Source organism: Methylobacterium thuringiense, from assembly GCF_022179645.1.
GTDB classification, from domain to species: domain Bacteria; phylum Pseudomonadota; class Alphaproteobacteria; order Rhizobiales; family Beijerinckiaceae; genus Methylobacterium; species Methylobacterium thuringiense.
Genome location: NZ_BPRA01000005.1, coordinates 165,994 through 184,433 on the forward strand (window position 1 = coordinate 165,994; position 18,440 = coordinate 184,433).

14 protein-coding genes, 2 tRNA genes and 1 pseudogene are annotated in these 18,440 nt (G+C 67.0%); 5 read left to right on the forward strand and 12 right to left on the reverse strand.

Translation table 11 applies throughout. The annotated features are described in order from the left end of the window. Positions 1-19 precede the first annotated feature (19 nt). From MFF07_RS06305 to MFF07_RS06330, 6 genes are all read right to left on the reverse strand, one after another. Positions 20-295 (reverse strand): YiaA/YiaB family inner membrane protein, encoded by a 276-nt coding sequence (locus tag MFF07_RS06305; protein WP_147813129.1) that lies wholly within the window; start codon positions 293-295, stop codon positions 20-22. Between the two features lie 39 nt (positions 296-334). Continuing rightward, on the reverse strand, positions 335-1,009 hold the full coding sequence (locus tag MFF07_RS06310) for a PspA/IM30 family protein (RefSeq protein ID WP_238231119.1): 675 nt from the start codon (positions 1,007-1,009) through the stop codon (positions 335-337). Positions 1,010-1,240: 231 nt separating this feature from the next. Continuing rightward, positions 1,241-1,711, reverse strand: coding sequence for a DUF6163 family protein (locus tag MFF07_RS06315; protein WP_147813125.1), 471 nt, complete (start codon positions 1,709-1,711; stop codon positions 1,241-1,243). A 13-nt stretch (positions 1,712-1,724) separates the two neighbouring features. Beyond that, positions 1,725-2,786, reverse strand: coding sequence for an enoyl-CoA hydratase/isomerase family protein (locus MFF07_RS06320; protein ID WP_147813123.1), 1,062 nt, complete (start codon positions 2,784-2,786; stop codon positions 1,725-1,727). Between the two features lie 116 nt (positions 2,787-2,902). After that, positions 2,903-3,901: a tripartite tricarboxylate transporter substrate-binding protein gene (locus MFF07_RS06325; RefSeq protein WP_187272376.1), complete on the reverse strand. Its 999-nt coding sequence runs from the start codon at positions 3,899-3,901 to the stop codon at positions 2,903-2,905. 139 nt (positions 3,902-4,040) lie between these two features. Beyond that, positions 4,041-6,725: a DUF3772 domain-containing protein gene (locus MFF07_RS06330; RefSeq protein WP_147813121.1), complete on the reverse strand. Its 2,685-nt coding sequence runs from the start codon at positions 6,723-6,725 to the stop codon at positions 4,041-4,043. Positions 6,726-7,358: 633 nt separating this feature from the next. On the opposite strand from MFF07_RS06330, the gene MFF07_RS06335 reads away from it, so the two are divergent. Together MFF07_RS06335 and sugE are read left to right on the forward strand one after the other, a co-directional pair. Then, on the forward strand, positions 7,359-7,925 hold the full coding sequence (locus MFF07_RS06335; protein WP_147813119.1) for an HNH endonuclease: 567 nt from the start codon (positions 7,359-7,361) through the stop codon (positions 7,923-7,925). Between the two features lie 97 nt (positions 7,926-8,022). Beyond that, a pseudogene (gene sugE / locus MFF07_RS06340) lies at positions 8,023-8,336 on the forward strand (quaternary ammonium compound efflux SMR transporter SugE). 3 nt (positions 8,337-8,339) lie between these two features. On the opposite strand, the gene MFF07_RS06345 reads toward sugE, so the two are convergent. From MFF07_RS06345 to MFF07_RS06370, 6 genes are all read right to left on the reverse strand, one after another. Then, a complete protein-coding gene (locus MFF07_RS06345; protein ID WP_238231125.1) occupies positions 8,340-9,050 on the reverse strand; it encodes a DUF2459 domain-containing protein in 711 nt (236 codons plus the stop codon). 18 nt (positions 9,051-9,068) lie between these two features. Beyond that, entirely contained in the window at positions 9,069-11,789 is a 2,721-nt protein-coding gene (locus tag MFF07_RS06350; RefSeq protein WP_238231127.1) for a valine--tRNA ligase, read from the reverse strand. Between the two features lie 132 nt (positions 11,790-11,921). After that, the gene (locus tag MFF07_RS06355) at positions 11,922-12,503 is read right to left on the reverse strand and encodes a PopZ family protein (protein ID WP_187272375.1); all 582 of its coding nucleotides are present in this window, start codon (positions 12,501-12,503) and stop codon (positions 11,922-11,924) included. A 225-nt stretch (positions 12,504-12,728) separates the two neighbouring features. Continuing rightward, positions 12,729-14,180, reverse strand: coding sequence for a TolC family outer membrane protein (locus tag MFF07_RS06360; RefSeq protein WP_147813113.1), 1,452 nt, complete (start codon positions 14,178-14,180; stop codon positions 12,729-12,731). Positions 14,181-14,387: 207 nt separating this feature from the next. After that, on the reverse strand, positions 14,388-15,041 hold the full coding sequence (locus tag MFF07_RS06365) for a protein-L-isoaspartate O-methyltransferase family protein (protein ID WP_238231129.1): 654 nt from the start codon (positions 15,039-15,041) through the stop codon (positions 14,388-14,390). A 437-nt stretch (positions 15,042-15,478) separates the two neighbouring features. After that, positions 15,479-15,552 (reverse strand) — tRNA-Cys (locus tag MFF07_RS06370). Between the two features lie 267 nt (positions 15,553-15,819). On the opposite strand from MFF07_RS06370, the gene MFF07_RS06375 reads away from it, so the two are divergent. The 3 genes from MFF07_RS06375 to MFF07_RS06385 all read left to right on the forward strand — a co-directional run bounded on the left by MFF07_RS06375 (position 15,820) and on the right by MFF07_RS06385 (position 18,436). Beyond that, positions 15,820-15,895: transfer RNA gene (locus MFF07_RS06375), tRNA-Asn, on the forward strand. Between the two features lie 401 nt (positions 15,896-16,296). After that, entirely contained in the window at positions 16,297-16,989 is a 693-nt protein-coding gene (locus MFF07_RS06380) for a hypothetical protein (protein ID WP_187272374.1), read from the forward strand. A gap of 7 nt (positions 16,990-16,996) precedes the next feature. Further along, entirely contained in the window at positions 16,997-18,436 is a 1,440-nt protein-coding gene (locus MFF07_RS06385; protein WP_238231130.1) for a Y-family DNA polymerase, read from the forward strand. Positions 18,437-18,440 lie beyond the last annotated feature (4 nt).

Genomic DNA, 18,440 nt, shown 5'->3' on the forward strand with positions numbered 1-18,440 from the left:
GTGCAAGCGGTGCGTTTCCTCAATCCTTGCCGACCGACATCAGCAGGCGCTCGGTGCGGGCATCCTCGATACGGTTATGCATGCGGCGCCCTTCGTGAACATCGCGCATCGTCTTGGTGCAGGTCACGCAGGACTGGACGAGCATCACCACGCCCATGGCGAAGTAGCCTTTCATCCAGAAATCGATCGGCATGAACAGAATACCGATGGCGACCATGCCGGCCGAGGCGATGAAGGAGCCGTAGGTGAAGGTCACCCAGGCGCCGGAATGCTGATGAATGGTTTCGGTGGTCATGGCGGAGGCTCCTTTGGACGGCTGTGATGCGGTGAGGGGTCAGGCGGCTTCGGCCCGTCGGCGCAGGCGGTCGAGAACGGCATCGGCGCTCGTGTTGCTGTGCGGGCCGAAACCTTCGCGCTCCATGCGCTCGGCGATGTCGGCGCCGGGATCGGCTTCGGAGAGCGCAGCCTCGGTGTCGGCGGCCTCCTGCTGCAGTTCACGCAGGCGCTCGAGCGTGGACTCGGCTTCGGAAAGTGTCGCCAACTCGCCTGGGCCCGGATTAACCCGCATGCGGCGGACCGCTTCCGCGGCGGCCGCAGTCCGGCGTCCGCGCTCGAGTTCGGCCTGTCGCCTGTTGGCGTCGGCAACGAGAGAACGGATGCGGACGACCTCTGTCTCGTAGCGGCTGCGGGCAGCGCGGATCGCATCGCGCTCGGATTCGAGCTCTGCGATGGCCTGCGCGGCTTCTCTGGCGAGATCCTCGCGGCCTCCGGAGAGCGCGGCGACGGCGCGCGTTTCCAAGTCTGCGGCGCGGGCTTCCACCTCCGCAAGCTTGCGGCCTTCGGCGAGATCGGCGGCGACTGCCGCTGCCAGCGCCCGCCGGCTGCGCTCGAGCGAGGCGCGGGTCTCACGGACCTGCTGGTCGAGGATCAGAAGGGCATTACGATCGAGAAATTCCTCGCTGGCGCGGGCGGTGGCGCCTCTGGCGAGGATGCGGACCAGCTTGAACATCGTTGCGTCTCCACATGCGTGAGCGGTGTCACGCAGGATGAGTCACACGAGTTTGCACGCTGTTCAAGTGACATTTTGCACGTCGTGCAAAGAGAGGCTTCGATCGGGTAGGCGATCCGTGGACGGTACGATGCACTGCCGTTGTTCACGTCACGGCGCGCGGTCTCGAAATTGGCAGTCTTCCGGTGCCTCGGAGGCGGCACCCGGTCCGCCATCGCGGCTTCGAGAAACTCACTGGTTCTCGCGGGCGGCGAGCCAGGACAGCGTGAAATATACGAAGATGGCCAAGCCCTGGATTGCGACCAGCACGATCGGCATCGGCAGCAACTGCGGTGTCAGTACGGCCAGCGTGATGCCGCTGGTGGCAGCGAGGAGCCACACCACGCCGCCCCATGCGCTGGTCAGCCAGAGGCCTACCGCGGCGGTGAAGTCGATCACGGCGAAGTAGACGATCACCGTCTGGCGGCCGAGCGGCTCGCTTTCGAAGGAAGGTGCGCCGGGCAGCACATCGACGATGTCCGCCCAGGTCAGAATACCCTTGGCGATCCAGACAAGCGCTACAATGCGCATGAACCAGACGAGGACGGTGTCCCAGCGGGTCTGCCGGCGTTCGACGCGCTCAATACGGTCGTTGGCGCCCTCGGCACTGCCGATACGGCCGCGGCCGTCCCGTGTGGTACCGACTTTGGTCAGAGCCTTCACAGATGTGGCCTGCTCAAGCGAAGGACGGTTCGGAGCCGCCGATCGGCTCGAAAGCGGTGGCGATTGCAGCCATGTCGACCGCGTCGAGGGTGGCCGGCTGCCAGCTGGGCTTGCCGTCCTTGTCGACGATGACAGAGCGCACGCCCTCGTAGAAGTCGTGGCCACGCATCACGCGGGTGCAGAGGCGGTACTCGATCAGCATCGCTTCCTCGAAACTCAAGTCGACGCCCCGCCGCATCTGCTCGAAGGCAATGAGCGCGCTCGTCGGGGAGCGCGAGCGGATCAGGGCCGCCGTCTCTGCGGCGAAGGATGCGCCGGAGGAAGCCGCCACGTCGAGGCGGCCGAGAACGTCGTGCACGCTGTCGGCGGAAAAACACTCGTCGATCAGGCTGCGCTCGGTAACGAGCGGGCCGGTCCCGGGCGGCTCGGCCGCGTAGGCTGCAAGCGTCGCTTCTATGTCGTCACCCTGGGCAAGCGCATCGACGATGGCGTCGAAGTCGGCGGCCTTGGCCGAATGCGTGGCAAGGCCGAGAGCGAGGGCCTCGCTCGCGCCCACGCGTGCGCCCGTCACCGCGAGGTAGGTGCCGGTGCGGCCGGGCAGGCGCGGCAGCGCGTAGGTCATCCCGACATCGGGAAAGTAACCGATGCCGGTCTCGGGCATCGCAAACATGTACTTTTCGGAGGCCACGCGGATATCGCCATGCACCGAGATGCCGACGCCGCCGCCCATGACCACGCCCTCGATCAGGGCCACGTAGGGCTTCGGGTAGCGCTTCACGTAGGCGTCGAGTTGGTACTCGGCGAGCCAGAACGCGAGGGTCTCCTCGAAGCAGCCAGCCTTGCCGAGCTCGTAGATCTGGCGAATGTCGCCGCCTGCGCAGAAGGCGCGGCCGCCTGTGCCACGTACGACGATCCGGGTGACGGCCTCCTCCGTTTCCCAGGACCGCAGTTGGGCATGCATCGCCTGGATCATCGGCAGCGTCAGCGCATTGAGCGCCTTCGGCCGGTTCAGGATGATCAGGCCAGCGGCGCCGCGCCTCTCCAGGATGATTTCAGGATCGGCCCGATCCGACATGCACGCCCCTCTCGTTGAGGCTCTTAGACGAAGTCTTACGGTTTCCGTCAATCAGCGCGGAACGGCGGCTCACCGGATTGCGTGGGGAACCAACGAGCGCTGCGACGCAGGCGTGCTCATTGATTGTCGACGGCCGCCCTCAATGCCGGCGTCCAGCGCGCGACCTCGCTCTCAACGAGTTTTTGCAGGGCGGCAGGCCCCCGGTCGGCGCCCTGAGGAACCTTGCCGCCGAGCTTGAGCAGACGGTCGCGGGTCGGCGGGTCGTCCAGGGCCGCGTTGAGCGCCTCGACGAGCCTGGCCCGGACCTCCTTCGGCAGGCCCTTCGGTGCGAACACGGCGTTCCAGGCGGTCACCTCGAACTCGGGCAGCCCCGCTTCGCGGGTGGTCGGCACGTCCGGCAGCACCGGCGAGCGTTCGTGGGTGGCGATGGCATAGGCCCGGATCGTGCCGGCCTGGAGATGGGGAGCGACGTTGACGATCTGGTCGGTGAGGAAGTCGACCTGACCGGCGATCAGGTCGTTCACCGCCGGGCCGGTGCCGCGATAGACCACGAAGGTCGGCTTCGCGTTGACGATCGAGTCGAACAGCATCCCGGCGGAATGCGAAACCGATCCGACGCCGGCATGGGCCTGACTGTAGGCCGTGCCGTTGTCGTGCAGAGCCGCGATGAAGCCCTTCAGGTCGCTCGCCGGAAAGTCCTTCCGGGCGACGATCACAACCGGCGTGCCGGCGGCGACGCCGATCGGGTCGAAGGTCCGGGCTGGGTCGTATTTCAGGGCGCGGAACAGAGCGGGCGCCGCCCCGTGCGTGCCCATGTGGCCCATCATGATCGTGTAGCCGTCGGCCTCGGCCAGCGAGGCCTGGGTGATGCCTGTGGTGCCGCCGCCGCCCGTGACGTTCTCGATCGCCACCGGTTGGCCCAGCGCCTTGGCCATCGGGGGGACGACGATCCGGGCGATCGTGTCGGTCGGACCGCCGGCCGCGAAGGGTACGACGAGGGTGATCGGCCGGTTGGGATAGGCGTGCTGCGCCATGACGGCCGCCGGTGCAGCTGCGACCGCCGCCGTAGCAAGAATACCCAAAATCAGCGGTCGGCAGAGACTCAAGGCAGACATCGGACATCCTCCGCGAGGACTACGCCACACTGGTACGAGCGCATGGGCACATTGGGCAAGGCTCGTGCCGATCGGTGTCGAGACCGCGGCAGTGCCCCGACGCATGGGTCGAGGCAAGCCCCATGACCTCTGCCACGCATCAAGAGGCGGCCGTTCCGAGCTTGCGCCGGGCGGGCTCCACGTCCCTGTCGCCGCCTTCTGGCGCGTCCTGCGCCGTTACGGGACTGCGCGCAGCGCCGGTGCCGACGGCGCTCGCGATCTGGCCGAGGGCGTCGCGCATCGGCTCGAGGCCCTGCACGGTGACGACGCTCGAGGCCGGTCCCATCGCCGGGATGAAGCCCGCGTCCGAGAGGGTCTTGAACACCGAGAAGTTCAGATCGCTCTGGACCTTCTGGCCGAGGTTGACGTCGGTCACGAGGGCGATCAGGTCGAACTCGAGGAACGGATCGCCGATCTTCTTGAAGACCACCCGCGGCGGCGGCTCCTTGAGCACGTCGGCATGGGCGCTGGCGCAGGCCACGAGCATCTCGGCGGCCCGGACCGGATCCTGGTTGCGCAGCACGCTCACCGAGATGATGACCCGGCCGGTGCGGTCTCCGCGGACCCGGTTCTTCACCACGCCCGAGATCAGGTTCGAGTTCGGCACGATCACGGCCGAGCGGTCGAAGGTCTGGATCTCGGTGGAGCGGACCGAGATGCGCTTCACGATGCCCTCGCTGTCGCCGATCAGCACCTGATCGCCGACGCGGATCGGGCGTTCCCAAAGCAGCAGCAAGCCCGAGACGAAGTTGTTGACGATCGACTGCAGACCGAAACCGATACCGACGGAGAGCGCGCCGGCGACGATGGTCAGCTTTTCCAGGCTCAGGCCCAAATAGGAGAACGCGAGCGCCAGCGCGAGCAGGAAGCCAACATAGCCGGCTACCGTCGAGATCGAGTTGCGCAGGCCGGCGTCGAGATCTGTCGCCGGCAGGTAGGTGTTTTCGAGCCAACGCTGGATCGACCGTGTGATGAACACGCCGAGCACGAGGATGCCGACGCCGAAGACGATCGCCGAGAGCGAGATCGTGACGTCGCCGACCTTGAAGCCGAAGAAGGCCGAGCGCAGCGAGGAGAAAACGTCATTCGAATCGAGCCCCCAGGGCGCCAGCGCCAGCAGTACCGCCACCGCGACGAGCACGACCCGGGCGAAGCCCGTGGCGAGCACGGCGATCTGGTTCAGCGAGCGCTTGCGGAGGCCCGTATTCGCCTGCAGCGCGGTCGCGATCTTGGTATCGTCCGAGAGCGAGCCGCCGATGAAGACGTCGGCGCTGGCGATGAGCAGCCAGAGCAGGACGAACAGGCTCGCTGTCCAGATCAGCTGATCGACGAGAAAGGCCGAGAGCGCCACGTAGCCGACGATCGCGCCGAGGCCGACGAGGACCGTCGCCGCCCAGCCGAGCAGGCGCAACGGCCCGCCGATGCTGCTCGACGTCTCGGTGGCGACGTAGGGACCGAAGCAGGCCTCCTCCTTCTCGGCCGTATCAGCGAAGCGGTGCAGGCCGATGGCCAGGAGCAGCGCGGCCGTGACCGCGCCGATGCCGCGGGTGGCGATCGAGATCGAGAGCGCGGCGTAGATGCCGGAATTGAGCGCCTCGGTGGATTTCGACACGGTGATGACCACCGCGATGCTCACCGCGAGAAGCTGGATGCGCCAGGCGGCGGCATCGCTCACCGGCGTCGGCCGCCAGGCCGGCTTGCCGACGGCGAGGAGCGCGTCGCTGAGCGCCTGCACGAAAGCGATGAAGGCCAGCCCGATCAGAATTGCGCTGGCTACCGGCATCAGCCGGGTCGGGAGCAGGTCGGTGGCGTCGAGGGCGTAGTAGACGGCGTAGCTTCCGGCGACGGCCGGCACCGTTCCGAGGAGCAGCACGCGCCAAGCCGCCAGGAGCTTTGCACGTCGGGTCGGATTCGCGACCTTCGGATCGCGCCGGCCGAGCTTGGGCGCGATGTTGCGGCGCCCGAAATACAGCGCGAACGAGATGCCGAAGGCGATGCCGAGGACCAGCAGGTTCCAGAGACTGCCGTTGCGCGCGAACAGCGTGACGATGTCCTCGAGTGCCGCCTGAAGGGAATTCAGATCGCGCGGCAGGTCCGCGCCGATCTTCATCCAGAGATCGGGACTGAACAGCGCCGAAGAGCGCTCGAACAGGCCGCGAGTGAAGGCGGCACGGCGCTTGTTGGTGATCTGGTCGACGATCTGGTCGCTCTGGACGAGCAACGACTTGGCGAGCCGCTGGGTCTCGTCGATCTCGGTTACGGCGTGCTCGCGTTCGACGCGCTCCTTGGCGACGTCCTCGCCCTCCTCAGTGTCCTTTGGCTTCGGCCCGAGTTGGGTCTGACGCTCCCGGGCGGCTTCAAGGCGTGGTTCGAGGGCGGCGATGATCGCGCGGATCCGGTCGGAGACGGCCTCCAGCCCGTCGCGAGCGCGGGTGAGATCGCCGGCGCCGACGTTGCGGCCGGTCACGGCCTTCTCGCGACCGTCGAGGTTGCCCTTGATCTCGTCGAGGCGCTCGCGGACCGTTTTGATGCCCTCCGAGACGGCGGGCTTCGGTGCGGGCTTTGCGACGGGCGAAGGTGGCGCCGTTTGCGGCGTCGCGCCCGGCTGCGGAACGGCCTGCGACTTGTCGCCGCCGGCCTGAGGCACGGGAGCGGTCTTCTGGTCCTGCTGCGGGCTCGGCGCGGCTCCCTGCCCGACCGCTCCCGTCGGCACCGCAAGGGCGGCCGCCGCCAGAACGGCCGAGAAGCACGCGATGCGTGCGGCGCGAAAGGTCGATCGAACCATCGTCGTCCTTGTTCGAGTGCGGGGCGCGCTCGGTGCGAGCGTGCCTCCAGGCCGAATCACTTTGAGGGGCTGCTCCGATCTGCACAGGAGCATGGGGCGGCTCGCGGTCTCCGTCCCCGGCATCGCTCCCTCCGTCGCGGATCAATGGGGCGAAACGGTGCAAGGCGCGCGCGTGGCAGCCCGGCAATCGCGGAACCTGTGCGCCCGCCGTCTCGCCGATACGGCCCACCTTCACAACCCTGTCACGTCGATATTAGACTGAGCAGCAATGGACATGGCCTTGTCGTCTCGCTGCCGGGCAGCGACGACCGTCGTGACGACGTCCGACGCTCTTGCTGCCCACGTGTCATCGGCTGCCCTTTTCGGCAGTCGTCGCTGGCGTTTCCAGTCCACTCCCGTCTCGCACCGACGTTTCAGCAGTCCAGCGGCCAAGCTTCCGAAGGCTTGGCCGTGCGCTTGGGGGTGCCATATTGTGCCGTATCGGAGTATTGGACCGAGCCACGAGGTCAGAGCTCGTGCACGCGATCAGAGAGTTGCGTCTATGACGAGCATCCGAGCCTGCGTCGCCGACCCGAATATCTCTAGGCGTTCCGAACGACCGGACGCCGCGCCCCTTGGTGCCAGGAGGGCCGCATGAACGCGCCCGTCGGCAATCTTCGCACCCTCGTCCTCAATGCCGACATGCAGCCCGTGAGCTGGGCGCCGCTCTCCGTCTGGAACTGGCAGGACGCCCTCGTCGCCGTGCTGCAGGACCGGGTGATCCAGGTGAAGACCTACGACGACATCGAGGTCCACTCCGCCAGCCAGGCGTTCCAGGTGCCCTCGGTCGTCGCCCTTAAGAGCTATCACCGGCGCAAGAAGGTCGCCTTCACGCGCTACCACCTCTTCCTGCGCGACGAGTTCACTTGTCAGTATTGCGGCGAGCGCCTGCCCCCGCAGGAACTGACCTTCGACCACGTCAACCCGCGCTCGAAGGGCGGCGAGTCGGTCTGGTCGAACATCGTTGCGAGCTGCAGCGCCGACAATCTGCGCAAGGGCAACCGCTCGCTCGCGAAGAGCGGCCTGAACCTGCGTCGCCAGCCCTTCGAACCGTCGCCCTACCAGCTCGACGCCATCGCCAGGCGCCTGCCCAAGGCGAAGAACGAACTGCACAACACTTGGCTCGACTTTCTGTACTGGGACAGCCCGCTCGAGACCTGAGGACGGGTGCCGGACGCCCGCGTGCGATCCGGCACCACCCCCGTCCCCGATCCTTGTCATTGACGGCCTTGAAGAACCGTTGGGCGAGGAGACCGCCGTGGCCTGGGCCATCCTGTTCGTTGCCGGCCTGTTCGAGATCGGTTGGGCGATCGGGCTGAAATACGCTGACGGATTCACGAAACTCTGGCCGTCTGTATGGACGCTTGTCAGCATGGTCATCAGCGTCGTGCTGCTGTCGTTCGCGGTTAGGACGCTGCCGATCGGCACCGGTTATGCCGTCTGGACCGGCATCGGCACGGTCGGCACCGCGTTCTCGGAATTGTGCTGTTCGCCGAGCCCGTCACCGCCACGCGCATCGGATGCATCACCCTCGTCGTCGCGGGCATTTTGGGGTTGAAGCTCGCTGAATGATGATCAAAGCGGCGGTAAAACCGTAGCGCCCGACCGCCAAGCGAGGTCGAGGATCAGTCCGCGCGGGTGGGTATCGATTACCGGCGCGACCGGCAGGCCGGCGGCGCTGAGCAGATTCGCTGTCCAGTGGTTGCAGACATTCGCGAACGAGAAGCGGCCGGTGCCGGCATAGAACAGGCTCGGCCCGTAGAGGCCCGGGCCGTCCTCGACCGGCTGCTGCCCGTCCAGGCGAAACGCCGCGTCGAGGCGAGCGAGGAGCCGAGCGAGGCCCGCCGGGGAGACGCGGATCGGCACGATCTCGGCATTCGGGAAGGCGGCGCGCAGGTTGTCTGGCAGTCCGACCACCTGGACCACGCCCGCAGCGCCGCCGGGCGTGAACAGCGCCTTCGCCGCCAGCATCCAATCGACATCCGCCACCGTCGGCGTCGTCCGATAGAAGCGGGCTTCGCCCCAGCCGAATTCGATTTTCTGGTAGTTGCGGAAGCGGGTGGCCACGGCACGGAGCGCTGCGCCCGTGCCCTCCCCCGTCAGCGCCTCGTGCGGCAGCACGACGCCCGAATGCCAGCCGTGGCTGACGAGGTGGATCGTTCGGGAATTGGTGTCCGTGGGTGGGTAGAGGGCCGGGTCACCCGGCTTCGCCGTCAGGACGACAGCGAAGAAGAACACGATGAGCAGGCCGGCCGCTGCGAGGCCGAAGCTGCGCAGCCATCTCATGGCGCTTCGATCCGGTCTTCAGCTCTGATCCGTCAACCGCGCCAGCGCCTCTCGGATCTTTTCGAGTTTCGCGGCCTCGCTGTCGCGACGTTCGCGCTGCTCTTCGATTACGTCCTCCGGGGCACGGGCGACGAAGTCGGCGTTGCCGAGCTTAGAGTCGATCTTGCCAATCTCGGTGACCGTGCGGCCCTCCTCCTTCCGAAGGCGCGCGACCTCGGCGCCGAGATCGACAATCCCTTCTAGAGGAAGAGCGGCGACAGTGCCGCGTACCAAGAGCTGCACCGAGTTCTTCGGCGCTTCCGCCACGAAACGGATCTCCGAGAGGCGGGCGAGACGAAGGAGGGTGTCGTGCCAGTGCCCGACGCGCTCGCGCACGCTCTCATCGACGGCGACGAGCGCCAGCGGAATCTGCGCACCGGCCGGAACGTTGGTCTCCGAGCGGGCCGAGCGGATTTCCGAGACGAGATCGACCACGAAGCCGACCTCCGACTCGGCGGAGCTGTCGGCGAGCCCGGACAGATCCGGCCAGGGCGCGAGCGTGAGCAGCCCGCGATCGGCGATGCCCTCCCCCTTGATCGCCCACAGCTCTTCCGTGAGGAACGGCATGAACGGGTGCAGCAGCTTGGCGATCTGGTCGATCAGGAACGCGATGGTCTTCTGCGTCTCGTCCTTCAGCGCGGCGTCAACGCCCTCGCCCTGCAGCACGGGCTTGGCGAGTTCGAGATACCAGTCACAGAAGATGTTCCAGACGAAGCGGTAGGCTGCGGCGGCGGCATCGTTGAATCGGTAGGCGTCGAGCGCCGTACCCACTTCGGTCACCGCGCGGGCAGCCTCGCCGAGCGCCCAACGGTTAAGGACGGCGTTCGCGCTCTCCGGCCGGAAGGCGGGATCGAGGCGGCAGCCGTTCAGTTCGGCGAAGCGCGAGGCGTTCCAGAGCTTCGTCGCGAAGTTGCGGTAGCTCTCGACCTGGTTCGGCCCGAGCTTGATGTCGCGCCCGGGCGCGGCGAGCGCGGCCAGGGTGAAACGCAGGGCATCGGCGCCGTATTGCTCGATCAGGCCGATCGGATCGACGACGTTGCCCTTGGATTTCGACATCTTGGCGCCGGTGGCGTCGCGCACCAGGGCGTGCAGGTACACCGTGTCGAAGGGCACCTTGTCGGTGAGATGCAGGCCCATCATCATCATGCGGGCGACCCAGAAGAACAGGATGTCCTTGCCGGTGACCAGAGTGTTGGTCGGGTAGTAGCGTGCGAGTTCCGGTGTCGTCTCGGGCCAGCCGAGGGTCGAGAACGGCCAGAGCGCCGAGGAGAACCACGTGTCGAGGACGTCCTCGTCACGCCGCAGCGTGACGGGACCGCCACGGGCCGCGTCGGCCTTGGCCTGCGCCTCGGCTTCGCTCATGGCGACGTAGATGCCGCCCTCCTCGTCATACCAGACCGGGATCTGGTGGCCCCACCAGAGCTGGCGCGAGATGCACCACGGCTCGATGTTGGTGAGCCACTGGAAGAAGACCTTTTCGTTGTTCTCGGGGACGAACCGGGTCTGGCCGTCGCGCACGGCCTGAAGCGCGCGCTCGGCCAGCGGCTTGACGTTCACGTACCATTGATCGGTGAGATAGGGCTCGATCACGACGCCGGAGCGGTCGCCATGCGGCACCGCATGGGCGTTCGGCTCGATCTTGAGCAGCAGGCCACGCTCTTCCATCAGCGCGACGACGCGCTTGCGGGCGACGGCGCGGTCGAGGCCGTGCAGTTCGAGCGCCGGCGGCTCCGGCTCGGCACCCTCGAAGAAGGCGTCGTTGCCGACGAGCAGCATCTGCCCCTCCTCGTCGAGCACGTTGATCGGGCGCAAGGAGTGCCGCTTGCCGACCTCGAAGTCGTTGAAATCGTGGGCCGGGGTGATCTTGACTGCACCGGTGCCCTTCTCGGGATCGGAATAGGTGTCGGCGACGATCGGGATCGGCCGACGCACCAGAGGCAGCAGCACCCGCTTTCCGACCAGCGTCGTATAGCGCTCGTCCTCCGGATGCACCGCGACGGCGGTGTCGCCGAGCATGGTTTCGGGCCGCGTCGTGGCGACCGTGATGGTTTCGCCGGTGAGCGCGCCGGCCTCGTCCACGACCGGATAGTCGAAGTACCAGAGGTGCCCCTTGGTCTCGACCTGCAGGACCTCGAGGTCGGAGATCGCGGTCTGGAACTTCGGATCCCAGTTCACGAGGCGCTTGTCGCGGTAGATCAGGCCCTGTGCGTGGAGGTCGACGAAGGTCTTGAGGACGGCCTGCGACAGGCCCTCGTCCATGGTGAAGCGTTCGCGCGACCAGTCGCAGGAGGCACCGAGGCGCTTCAGCTGGCCGACGATGGCCCCGCCCGACTCCGCCTTCCAGGCCCAGACCTTTTCGAGAAAGGCCTCACGGCCGAGCTCGCGCCGGCCCGGCTGCTGGGTTTCCATAAGACGGCGCTCGACCACCATCTGCGTGGCGATGCCGGCGTGATCGGTGCCCGGTTGCCAGAGCACGTCGCGTCCGCGCATGCGCTCGAAGCGACAGAGGATGTCCTGCAGCGTGTTGTTGAGTGCGTGGCCGATATGCAGCGATCCCGTCACGTTCGGCGGCGGGATCACGATGCAATAGGGCTCGGCGCCGGCGCGCTCGGGCCTGCCGGCCCTGAAGGCGCCCTCGGCCTCCCAGGCAGCACCGACGCGCGCTTCGACGGCGGCGGGATCGAAGGTCTTGTCCATCATGAGGCGGTCGGGCCGATCGTGCGGGCGGTCTTTTGAAGATGCCGCCGCTTTCAACCCTTCGCCGCCCTGCCGTCAACCACGGGGCATCGCTCGGCGCCCGAGACCCGGCGTCCGAGCCTCGGTATCCGAAACTTAGCGTCCCCTCGCGACCCGCTCGATCTCCGCGCGAACCAGCCGCTCGACCATCGTCGGCAGGTTGTCGTCGAGCCAGGACTTCAGCATCGGCCGAAGCATGTCCTTGACGAGGTCCTCCAGCGTGCGGGCATTGTTCGTCAGCACGGTGTGGGCGAGCATCGTGAAGTGCTGTCCGACGCTGTCGTCGGTCGTTTTCGAGACGAGACGCTCCACCACCTGCTCTTCGACGGCGGCCTGCAATCGCTCCGGCGCGCTGCTCTGCGGAGGGGGCGGAGGGGCTACCGGGACCGGCTCGGGCTCCGGCGTCGAAAAATCGACCTCGTCGATGTCGAATTCGATCTCGGGCGGATCGAATGCGACGGGCTGTGGGCGCCGCACGGGCTTGGCGACCTGAGCGAGATCGAGCACGTCGTCGAGCCGGGGCTTGGGCGCAGGCGGCGGCGCGGCTTCGGGCTCTGCCTCGGGCGCGTTGTCGTCGGCGATGATGCGACGGATGGAGGCGAGGATGTCCTCCATCGACGGCTCCCCCGCAGAGGAGTCCTTCATCGTATCCGGAAACTTCGGGCTTGCAGCACTCATCCTGACGACGACTCACGCGAGGGGTGCGGAAAAGAATCGGCTATGATGGTTAATATTTTACGCTCATCCCTTGAGGATAAGCCGAACTCTCCGAGTTGCCGAAGAGGATTTTAGCGTCTCGTGCAAGATTCCCGGCCGACGGGATTGCTCCCACTGGTTACGGCAATGCAGTGGGAGTTTCGTCAGATGCACTGTCTCGTCGTCGGCCGATCGATGATTCCCGCTTTAGCGTCCGTCCGGTGTGCTCACCCCGTACCAGAGGTCCTTGACCTGATCGAAATGCTCTTTCGGGCTGTAGGCTGCTACGGGCAAAGAGGTGTAGCGCACGGTCAATCGGCCGATCGTCTGTACGACGTCGTAGGAATTCACCACCCGGTCGCGCTGGGCCAGGATCAGGTTGACGCGCGAGTTCAGGAGTTCCTGCTGTGCGTTCAACACGTCGAGAGTCGTGCGCTGGCCGACGCGGGCCTCCTCGCGGACGCCGTTCAACGCCACCTCGTTCGCCTGGACCTGGGCCTGAGAGGCCAGCACCTGGGCCTTGGCGGCTTCGAGGCGTCCCCAGGCCTGCACGATCAATGAGCGGACCGAGTCGCGGTCGCGCTCGGCGATGAGTCTGGCTTGGCCGACCAACTCCTTGGCCTGACGGATCTGCGAGTACTCGGTACCGCCCTGATAGATCGGAACGGAGATCCGTCCGACGATGGACGCGGTCACGCCGTTGTCGCCCGGCAACTGCTGGTCGTAGCGCTGCTGCACCAAGCCGGAGATGCCGGCCGTCGGGTAGAGCATGCTCTCGGCCACCTTGACCTGCAGTTCCGCCGCGTCGACCGCATGGAACGAAGCAAGGATCTGCGGGTGCTCGCGCAATCCGATATTGACGGCTTCTTCCAAGCTCTTGGGCACGTAGCGGTCGAGCGGCCGGCCCGGAGCCAGCTGGCGCGGTTCGACGCCGATGTTCTGCCGGTAGATGCCGATCGAGGAGCGCAACTGCGACTCGGCCGCACTGACCTGGGAGCGGGCACCAGAGAGACGCGCCTCGGCTTGGGCCACGTCGGTACGGGTCACCTCGCCGACATTGAAGCGATCACGGGTCTGGCGGAGCTGCTCTTCGAGCACCTCGACGTTGTTGCGCTGCAGTTCGAGATTCGCGGTGTCGCGCAGCACGTTCATGTACGATTGCGCAGCGTTGAAAAGCGTTGTCATTTCCGTGAGACGGATGGCCTCCCGGTTGGTCAGCACGTTCGACTCGGCTTGACGAGTCTGGTTGTCGGTTCGGAAGCCGTTGAAAAGCGTCTGGTTGATCGTCAGGGACGCTCCGCCGGGGCGCGTCACGAGCGCGCCGCCATTCGTTGTAGACCCTGACCCAATGCCCGAGCCGAGAAGTCCGCCTCCTCCCGCACGCTGACCGGCCAGGATGCCTTCGAATTGTTGGACGCCGATATCGGCGTCGAGTGACACGGTCGGGCGATAGCCCGCTTGCGCCTGGCTCACGGTCTCATCGACCGAGCGCAGCCGCGCACGCTCCGAATTGAGAGCCGGATTCGCGGCATATGCCCGCGACAACGCGCTCTCCAAGGTCTCGGCTCCGGCGGGTACGGCAGCTACGAGCGCCAGAACTGCAGCGCCCGACAACCTACGCGACCACCGTGCCGCTGGTGTCCTTACACTCACGCTCATCAGCCCTTGCGGTTTCTGAATGAACCGGCGGCCGCGTATTGCAACGCGGCCTCTAACGCGTCGAACACGCGATGCCAGCTTGCCCGCCTCGGAGCGAGCTTAGCCGATACACGGCACCACCGACCAGATTGCGCGGGATGGCAATGTTCGATTGATCGACGGTGCCACATAAAGGCGACACCGCTCCAAGATAGCTGCTGCGCAGGATCAGAAGGTGAAACCGTGTGACGTGGTGAAGTCCCTCAGTGCCGGCAGATTGGCATCGAAGAGCGGACGGGAGCCGAATGCGTCGCCTGCGCGGACGAACAGCGTCACCTTCGCGCTACGGTCCGGGCCAAACAGGCAGACAAGGCGTCCGTCTGTGCGGAGCTGGTCGAGAAGGCCCTGCGGCCGGGTCTCGATGCGGCCCTGAACGAGAATCGCATCATAGGGGCTCTGCGCCGCTGCGCCTTCGCGGAGTGGCCCATGGATGACCTTGGCGGTCTGGCCGAGGCGTTCACGTGCCGCCTGCGCCAGATCTGCCTGGCATTCGAGGGCGACGACGCGTGCGTCGAGTTCGGAGAGGAGTGCGGTGCCGTAACCGTAACCTGCCGCAACGTCGAGGACGCGCGCGCCGGGCCGGATCTTGAGCGCCTGGATCATGCGGGCCAGTACCATCGGAGCGGGCATCGCCCGGCCCCCGCCGTCATCTGCACCGATTCTCAGGGTACGGTCGATGTAAGCGAAATCCTCCGTCCCCGGCTGCACGAATCGTTCGCGCGGCACGGTGGCGAAGGCGTCGAGAACGGCAACGTCGTTCACATCGAAGGTGCGCAGCTGGCAATCGACCATGAGCTGCCGTGCCTGGGCGTGATCGAGCATGAGATGCCGCACCATCTTCGGAAGGCGCCGTCGCAGCCTTGGACGACCCCCTTGGTCGCCCGGCGCTCCAGCAGCGGCCGGGTTGTCGTGGATCGATTCCAAAAACGCAAGATTTTCGCGATAGGGATCGACAGCCGACCGGTTGGCAGAGACGAAAAAGGTGGAGCTTCTGCCCTACCGATCCTCGTCCCTACGGCCCATCGGGCCGACAGTGCGGGCCGCCCGAGATATGGCCGTACTGCTTCACCGGACAGCTTTGTTGCCGGGCGTTGCCTTCGTGTCGCGTTGGCGTGACGGCCGCTGAAAAGCGGCCCATCATCTGCGCCGAGAGTGCCGCAGCCCCGGCTCCGGTAAGCGTAGAAAGCGCGGCGCGCCTCATGCGAAGCTTTGAGCTTGGCATGCCGAGGGTCTGAGTTTGGCGGTGTCGAAAAATTTGATGGAGGCCTCGCCCGGAATCGAACCGGGGTGCAAGGATTTGCAGTCCTCTGCGTAACCACTCCGCCACGAGGCCAACCAGTCCGGGCCGCGCCTAAGGGCGACCATCGTCTCCCGACCGGGCGGCCGATCGGGGGAGGACGGGTCTCTAGCAGAGCCGCAGGCCGATCGGCAACGGTGTTCCTGCAGCGTGATGACAGGTTCGTTCAACTTAATCTTTCCGAGAGGAAGCCGGCTTGGCAGATCGATCCAACGCCGACCACATTCCTGGCGCTCAGCCCCTTGCGTTCTTCGCCGGCGATGGGCTAAGGACCCCGCCGTGACGCGGAAGCGGCGCCGGTGATCCCCGATAGCTCAGTTGGTAGAGCAAGCGACTGTTAATCGCTTTGTCGCAGGTTCGAGTCCTGCTCGGGGAGCCAACCTTTTAAAGTCCTGAAAACCCTCATCTTTCGTGCCGGATCGCTTCTGCGGATCGGGGCGTTGAGCAATGGTGCTTGCTGGGCTGTCGGCCGAAGAAGCGTTTCCGTGGTCTTTGCTTTGAGCGGCTTCGTTCAGGTCGCCGGCATTCGCGCGACGGCTGCGATCCGTGACCGCGGAGGCGGTTGTGCGCCTGCTCCGCACGGAACTCGCGTTTTAGTTCCCAATCCACAGGCCCCTGAAACCTATGCTTGACTCTACCCATTATCGGAGTCGTTATAAGAACAAATAGGGAACATGAATGGCTTCGGCGCAACCCATCACCTTGTCCGCGTTGCGCCGTGCCGTTTCAGCCCTCGAGCCGGGCGAGGTCGTGTGCGCCGCAAATCGGTTTCGGCTGGGCTTGGCCTCGCTCGATGACTGGCTCGGCGGCGGGCTCGCTTACGGTGCGCTGCACGAGGTCTATGCCGAGCGGGTGGCGGATGCCGCAGCGGCGGCAGGTTTCGGGCTTGGCATGGCCGCTCGGGCGGCCGCGGGACGGTCCCTCGTCTGGGCGCGGCAGGATTTCGTCGGGATCGAGACCGGGCAACTCCACGGCGCAGGGCTCGCCGCCTTCGGGCTCGACCCGCAGAGCCTGATTCTGGTGCGCGCGCGCGATCCCACCGCTGCCCTGCGGGCGGTGGCCGAGGCGGCGCGCTGCGCTGCGATCGGTGCGGCCCTCGTCGAGATCTGGGGCGATCCGCGGGTCCTGGACCTCAAGGCGAGCCGGCGGCTGGCACTGGCGGCAGGCGCCTCGGGAGTCACCCTGGTGATGATTCGGCTCCAGGCCGAACCCTGTCCAAGCGCGGCGGCGAGCCGCTGGGGCATCGCGGCGTCGGCCTCGGTGCCGCTGGAGGCGAATGCCCCCGGCCGTCCGGCCTTCGCGGCCTCCCTGCTGCGTCATCGCTCCGGGCTCGGCCAACGCAGCTGGAGGCTGGAGTGGGACCGTGACAGCGCATCCTTCGCACCCGCGTCGCTACCTCGCCCTGTGGTTTCCGTTCCTGTCCATCGACCGGTGGCGGCGGAATCCGGCGTGCTCTGGCGTCGCGCCGGATGAACCCCTCGTGCTCACCCATTCCCTCAAGGGCGCCCTGCGGCTCGCGGCCGTGAGCCGGGAGGCGCTGGCGCTCGGCCTGAGGCCCGGCCTGACCCTCGCCGATGCCCGCGCCCGCATCCCGACCCTTGCGGCGGCCGAGCACGACCCGGCGGCCGACGCGGCCCTGCTCGGCCGCATGGCCGAGGCCTGCGATCGCTGGACGCCCCTCGTCGCCCTCGACTCTATCGACGGCCTTTCCCTGGACGTCACCGGCTGCGCGCATCTCTTCGGCGGCGAAGGCGTCTTGCGGGATCGCATCGTCGTGACCTTCCGCCGAGGCGGCGTCTCGACCCGTGGAACGCTCGCCGGCACGCCCGATGCCGCCCGCGCTCTCGCCCGCTTCAGCCGGGTCCGGCTGGTGGCACCGGGCGAAGAGGAAGCCGCGGTCCGTCCCCTCCCGGTGGCCGCTCTCGACCTTCCGGACACCGACCGTGCAGCGCTTGCACTCGCGGGTCTGAAAAAGATCGCCGACCTCGCCGACCTGCCGAGCCGCCCCCTCGCCGCCCGGTTCGGCGAAGATCTGACCCGGCAGCTGCGGTGCGTGCTCGGTTTCGAAGATCGGCGCATCACGCCGCTGCGGCCGCCGCCGGCCTGCTGCGTCGAGCAGCGATTTCTGGAGCCGATCGCCCATACGGTTGCGATCGAGCGGACCCTGCGCGACCTGATCGCGCGGGCCGCGCTACTGCTCGAAACCGCGGGCCGGGGCGGCCGGGTCTTCGAGGCGAGTTTTTTTCGGACGGACGGCGAGGTCCGGCGCATCGCCGTCGAGACCGGGCGTCCCTCGCGCGATCCGGCCGCGATCCTGCGCCTGCTGCACGAGCGGCTCGACTCCCTCGCCGACCCCCTCGACCCCGGCTACGGCTACGACCTGATCCGCCTTGGCGTGCCGACCACCGAGTCGCTGGCACCGGTCCAGGTGAGTCTCGACGGCGAGACGGTCGGCGACGGCGAGGTCTCCGATCTCGTCGACCGGCTGGTGGCGCGCTTCGGTGCTGCGCGGGTGGTCCGCTTCGTCTCGGTCGACACGCACGACCCGGTGCGTGCCGCGCGGCTGGTCCCGGCCTCGGCCTTCCCTACCCGGCCGGCAGAGTGGCTCATGCCCGAGCCGGGCGAACCGCCCCTGCGTCCCCTCCAGCTCTTCGAGCCGCCACAGCCCATCGAGACGCTGGCCGAGGTGCCGGACGGGCCGCCGATCCGCTTCCGCTGGCGGCACGTCTTACACAAGGTGGTGCGGGCGGAGGGGCCGGAGCGCATCTCCGCCGAGTGGTGGCGTGCGTGCGAACAGCCGACGCGCGACTATTTTCGCGTGGAAGACGCCGACGGCCGCCGCTTCTGGCTGTTTCGCGCCGGCCTCTACGGCAGCGAGACCGACCGGCCGCGCTGGTACCTGCACGGCCTGTTCGCATGATTTC